The organism is Bacteroides sp. CAG:633 (assembly GCF_000435115.1).
In the GTDB taxonomy this organism is placed as follows: domain Bacteria; phylum Bacteroidota; class Bacteroidia; order Bacteroidales; family Bacteroidaceae; genus Bacteroides; species Bacteroides ndongoniae.
The window spans coordinates 1-4,966 of record NZ_FR883091.1; the positions used below are offsets into that span (position 1 = coordinate 1).

The 4,966-nt window shown below is 54.8% G+C and carries 7 protein-coding genes; 6 read left to right on the top strand and 1 reads right to left on the bottom strand.

The window, feature by feature from the left end; all coding sequences use genetic code 11:
• Positions 1–325: helix-turn-helix domain-containing protein (locus tag QVP67_RS09530; protein ID WP_288180080.1), on the bottom strand; the 325-nt coding region annotated here is incomplete at its 3' end.
• A 362-nt stretch (positions 326–687) separates the two neighbouring features.
• Between QVP67_RS09530 and QVP67_RS09535 the strand changes: the two genes are divergently transcribed.
• The 6 genes from QVP67_RS09535 (at position 688) to cdaA (ending at position 4,857) form a co-directional block, all read left to right on the top strand.
• A complete protein-coding gene (locus QVP67_RS09535; RefSeq protein WP_022163337.1) occupies positions 688–1,017 on the top strand; it encodes a hypothetical protein in 330 nt (109 codons plus the stop codon).
• 135 nt (positions 1,018–1,152) lie between these two features.
• On the top strand, positions 1,153–2,034 hold the full coding sequence (locus QVP67_RS09540) for a DUF4373 domain-containing protein (protein ID WP_288180081.1): 882 nt from the start codon (positions 1,153–1,155) through the stop codon (positions 2,032–2,034).
• 174 nt (positions 2,035–2,208) lie between these two features.
• Positions 2,209–2,694: an HU family DNA-binding protein gene (locus QVP67_RS09545; RefSeq protein WP_022163339.1), complete on the top strand. Its 486-nt coding sequence runs from the start codon at positions 2,209–2,211 to the stop codon at positions 2,692–2,694.
• 119 nt (positions 2,695–2,813) lie between these two features.
• A complete protein-coding gene (locus QVP67_RS09550; protein ID WP_159434430.1) occupies positions 2,814–2,915 on the top strand; it encodes a smalltalk protein in 102 nt (33 codons plus the stop codon).
• A 202-nt stretch (positions 2,916–3,117) separates the two neighbouring features.
• Entirely contained in the window at positions 3,118–3,966 is an 849-nt protein-coding gene (folP, locus tag QVP67_RS09555; protein WP_022163341.1) for a dihydropteroate synthase, read from the top strand.
• 126 nt (positions 3,967–4,092) lie between these two features.
• Complete coding sequence (gene cdaA / locus QVP67_RS09560; protein ID WP_022163342.1) at positions 4,093–4,857, top strand: diadenylate cyclase CdaA; 765 nt, start codon at positions 4,093–4,095, stop codon at positions 4,855–4,857.
• Positions 4,858–4,966 lie beyond the last annotated feature (109 nt).

A 4,966-nucleotide genomic window follows, 5' to 3' on the forward strand; every position in this document is an offset into this window, starting at 1 on the left:
GGGTGACGCTGCGGTCGTCCAGCGGGTCGGGCGACTTGGGCGTGTGCAGCAGCTCTATTTCGCCGCTGGCCACGGGGCTGTCGCAGTAGTTGGGGCGGTGGCGGGGGATGCCTTTGCCGGTCAGCAGCCAGTTGTAGTCCACGTCGGGCAGGCGGCTCAGCAGCAGGCCGAAGTCGATGCTGTTGCGCGCCATCCAGTTGCTCAGCGTCGAGCGCGAGACGCCCAGGTATTGTGCCAGTTCGTTGTCTTTCTTCAGGTCGAGTGCCAGTTTGGCGCGTCGTACGATGTCGGTCACGTCGAACATCAGGTCTTCTTTCTTTTCCATAGGTCGGATTCTTCCTTTCCGGTGTTTCGGGGGTTGATGGTTGGTTTCTTTTCTCGAATCGGGGTTGTTGAACGCGGATTTCCGTTGTACGAAGTTTATATTCAGTGGATTATAAACTTTTTCGTGCGAAAATCTGCGTTTCGTTGTTTTCTTATTGAAAATCGTTTTATATTTGCAGCAACAAATATAGTGGTTTTGTTTAAATACTGCAAACTATTTAATGGAAAATACACACTGGTGTCTCTCGCGAGCCGTGCAAGTGTCCCACGTGAGCCGTGCAAGTGTGGCTCGCGAGCGGTGCAAGTGTTGCTCGGAGACATCGCTTCCGATTGAGACATTGATCTGTAAAATAAAATATTATTATGAAAACTTCCGAATTGAATCAGCCGAACGCCGTACGTTGTTGCGGACGTTGCAAGAGGGTGTTGCCCCTTGAAGAATTTTATGTGAACAGCCGTACGCAGCGGCCCGACCCTTACTGCAAGGATTGTCGCCGGACGATGAACCGCGAACGCCATCGGGCGAAGTCGCAGGAGTCGAAGTCGCGCCGCCGGTCGCCCGTCATCACGCAGGTGGCCGACCGTGACGAACGTCTGCGCCTGATCCGTCAGGCCTTGGCCACGGTGGAAGAGCATCACCGCCGCCGTCTGGCACGCTTGCGCGAGCAGGAGGAGGATCTGTATCCGTTCTGATGCTGCTTCTTGCCACGGGTTGCGCGGGTTGCCACGTGTTTGTTAACGTTGTGATAACCTGCGTAATCCGTGGTGAATCGTGCCATTCTCCATTATTTAAAATTCTTCATTCTTCGTTCTTCATTCTTCATTTTTATGTCCAGAGTACCTAAACGGGGTCTTGATTATTTCCCCATGAATACCGACTTCTTGCAGAGCCGCCTGCTTCGTCGCCTTGTGAAGCGTAAGGGCGATGTGGCTGTCTTCATCCTGCTGCAAGCGTATTGCGCCATTTATGGTGGCGAGGGCTACTATGTGGTGGCCGACGAGATGTTTTACGACGACCTTTCCGACCTGCTTCGCGAGGGCGAGGCCAAGGATGTGCGTGATGTCATTGCCCTGGCTGTGGAGTTCGGGTTGTTCGATGCCGGCATGTTCAGCCAGTACGGCATTCTGACTTCGGCCGAAATCCAGCGGCAATATCTGTTCATCACCCGTCGGCGTTCGACGTGTCCCATCGATGAGCGTTACTTGCTTCTGTCTGCCGAATCGGTTTCGGAAGAACCGGCGGAATCGGGTACGGAAAAGGGGATAAATGTTGCAGAAAAGCCGCAATCTGCAACAGAAAAGGCCGAAAACACCCCTTCGACTGCCCCAAAGTACACAAAGAAAACAAAAGAAAACAAAAGTAAAGAAAATCCCCTCCTCGATAGTTCCCCCGAAAACGTGGGAACTGCCGGCACGGCCCCGAAGGCCGTGGAGGATGAACCTCTTTTTGTACGCCGTGAGTGGACACAAGCCGACGTGGCCCGCCTGCAACCCCCTGCCGACGGCCTGAACCGTAACCTCGACGGCTTGCTCTGTAACCTGATGCAGTTTCGTGTGCCGCCTGCCGAACAGTATGCCATCGTGCTGAAGAGCAACTTCGGCGTCATCGGCCATCCCGTATGGAAAGGCTTCGAGCCTCTGCGAACCAGTCACGGCAAGATCCGCCAGCCGGGGCGGTATCTGCTGAGTTTGTGTGGGGGAGGGCGGTGAAAGGAGTGTTTTCTCTTCATGTTTACTTTTTGAAAACAAAACCTCCTTTTTGTTGAACGCAACCGCCCGAAACATTTGCACGTATCCCCGCGAATGCCTATCTTTGCAATGTGGTTAAGCTTAAGACACAAAGAAAAAGAACACGATTTATTAACAGTTTAAAAAATTAAAACTATGGCATTGATCTACAAAACCATCCAGTCCACATTGCCCAACGAAGAAGGGCAGAAGTTGTATCATCCCCGCGCCGTTTATACGGGCAACGTCGACACCACCCAGATAGCCCGCGAAGTAGCTGCTTATTCCTCGCTGACCACGGGTGACGTGAAGAACACCATCGACAACCTGGTCACCGTGATGACCACCCATCTGCAGGCGTCCGAAAGTGTCACCCTCGACGGACTGGGCACCTTCCGCCTGGTGATGCGTTCGCGCGGCATGGGAGCCGCCACCGCTGCCGAGGTCACTCCCACACAGGCTGCCCTGCGCGTGCACTTCACACCCGCCTCGACCCGCAATCAGGACCGCACCGTGGCCACCCGTTCGCTGCTGACCGGCGTGAAGTGCGTACCCTGGAAGGGCGAAACCACTTCGACAGGCGGCAGTCAGCCCGGTGGCGGAGGTAGCCAGGGCGGCGGAGGCGAAGATCCGCTGGGATAAACTGGGGCTTAGCGTTTAGGGTTTAAGGTTTAGGGCGGTATGCAGCAAACAACGGTGCCGCCCGCCGCAATCAATACAAATCAAAATTAAAAACACGAAAGGAGGAATCAGTTATGGCAATGAAGAAATCCGTCTGGGACATCGTCCTGAAAGTCATCATCGCAGTGGCCTCGGCCATCGCCGGAGTGATCGGAGGAAACGCCATGCCGCCGCTCGTCTGAAAACAGCAGATGGGCGCCGCGCGGCCAACATCGGAGGAGAGGAAGGCAGGAAGAATGCCTTCCTTTCTGTTTTTGCGACAAGAGGATATCCGCCTCCGCGGAAATAAGGAAATAAAAAGCCCCCATCTCCTCACGCCCTATTGCTTTTTTTCTTACTTTTGCACAAACAGGAAAACCCCTAAAAAGAACCGTTTACAGAAATATGAAAACCCTCGAAACCAAATACATCAACGTGGGAGGCCGCCTGATGGACCTCTCGACGCCCTGCGTCATGGGCATCCTGAACCTGACCCCCGACTCCTTCTACGCCGACAGCCGCATGCAGACCGAAGACGAGATAGCCCGCCGCGCCCGTCAGATTGTGGACGAAGGCGGCGCCATCATCGACGTGGGAGCCTATTCCTCGCGTCCCGGTGCTGCCGACGTTTCGCCGCGCGAAGAGATGGACCGCCTGCGCCGCGGACTCGAAATCGTTCGCCGCACGGTGCCCGATGCCGTGATTTCGGTTGATACCTTCCGTGCCGACGTGGCCCGCATGTGTGTCGAAGAATACGGCGTGGACATCATCAACGACATCGCCGCGGGCGAGATGGATGCCGACATGTTCTCCACCGTGGCCCGGCTCAACGTGCCCTACATCATGATGCACATGCAGGGCACCCCGCAGAACATGCAGCACGAGCCTCACTACGACAACCTGTTGCGCGAGGTCTTCCTCTACTTTGCCCGCAAGGTGCAGCAGCTGCACGAACTGGGCGTGAAGGACATCATCCTCGACCCCGGTTTCGGCTTCGGCAAGACGCTCGACCACAACTACCAGCTGTTGGCCCACCTCGAAGAGTTCCGTATCTTCGGCCTGCCGCTGCTTGTGGGCGTGTCGCGCAAGTCGATGATCTACCGTCTGCTGGGCACCACTCCGCAAGAGTCGCTCAACGGCACCACCGTGCTCGATACCCTTTGCCTGATGAAGGGAGCCGACATCCTGCGTGTGCACGATGTCCGCCAGGCTGTCGAGACGGTGCAGATTGTGGAGAAGATGTTGACAAGTTGACGAGTTGACGAGAAAAACAAGTGAACAAGATATTAGTAAGGTAATAAGCAAGTCCCCTCGTGGCCTCGTTAACTTGTCCCCTTGTTAACTAACATATAATAAAACCTAATAATAAAACCAACAACCGTGTTTTTCGAATTTGGCATAAAAGACTTTATAGATATCCTGCTGGTCGCCTTCCTGCTGTACTACACGTACAAGCTGATGAAAGCTTCCGGCTCGATCAACGTGTTTACGGGCATACTGGTGTTCATCCTGATATGGCTTGTCGTGTCGCAGGTGCTTGAGATGAAGTTGCTCGGCTCCATCTTCGACAAGCTGGTCAGTGTGGGTGTGCTGGCGCTCATCGTGCTGTTTCAGGAAGAGATACGACGCTTTCTGCTCACCCTCGGTTCGCACCGCCATGCCAGTGCGCTGGTGCGGTTCTTCACCGGTGGCAAGAAGGAAACGCTCGAACACGAAGACATCATGCCCATCGTGATGGCCTGCATCAGCATGGGCAAGCAGAAGGTAGGCGCCCTCATCGTGATGGAGCACAACATGCCCCTCGATGAGATAGTGCGTACGGGCGACGTGATCGACGCCAACATCAACCAGCGGCTCATCGAGAACATCTTCTTCAAGAACAGCCCCTTGCACGACGGTGCCATGGTCATCAGTAAGAAGCGCATCAAGGCTGCCGGCTGCATCCTGCCTGTCTCTCACAACCTGGACATTCCCAAGGAACTGGGACTGCGCCACCGTGCCGCGATGGGCATCTCGCAAGTGTCCGATGTGCACGCCATTATCGTTTCCGAAGAGACTGGCGCTATTTCCGTGGCCTACAAAGGACAGTTCCACCTGCGCCTCACCGCCGAAGAGCTGGAAAGCCTGCTGACGAAAGACGGATAGTTGACAGGCAGGGAACGAGTTGACAAGTTGACAAGGGACAAGTTAACAAGATTACAATTCCTCCTCGTTGCCTGATGCCTCGTCCCCTCGTCAACTAAACTTATAAACT

Bases quoted from the DNA above. Each gene is read 5' to 3' on its own strand.
- QVP67_RS09535 (WP_022163337.1), top strand. From the start codon at position 688: ATGAAAACTTCCGAATTGAATCAGCCGAACGCCGTACGTTGTTGCGGA.
- QVP67_RS09540 (WP_288180081.1), top strand. From the start codon at position 1,153: ATGTCCAGAGTACCTAAACGGGGTCTTGATTATTTCCCCATGAATACC.
- QVP67_RS09545 (WP_022163339.1), top strand. From the start codon at position 2,209: ATGGCATTGATCTACAAAACCATCCAGTCCACATTGCCCAACGAAGAA.
- QVP67_RS09550 (WP_159434430.1), top strand. From the start codon at position 2,814: ATGAAGAAATCCGTCTGGGACATCGTCCTGAAAGTCATCATCGCAGTG.
- folP (WP_022163341.1), top strand. From the start codon at position 3,118: ATGAAAACCCTCGAAACCAAATACATCAACGTGGGAGGCCGCCTGATG.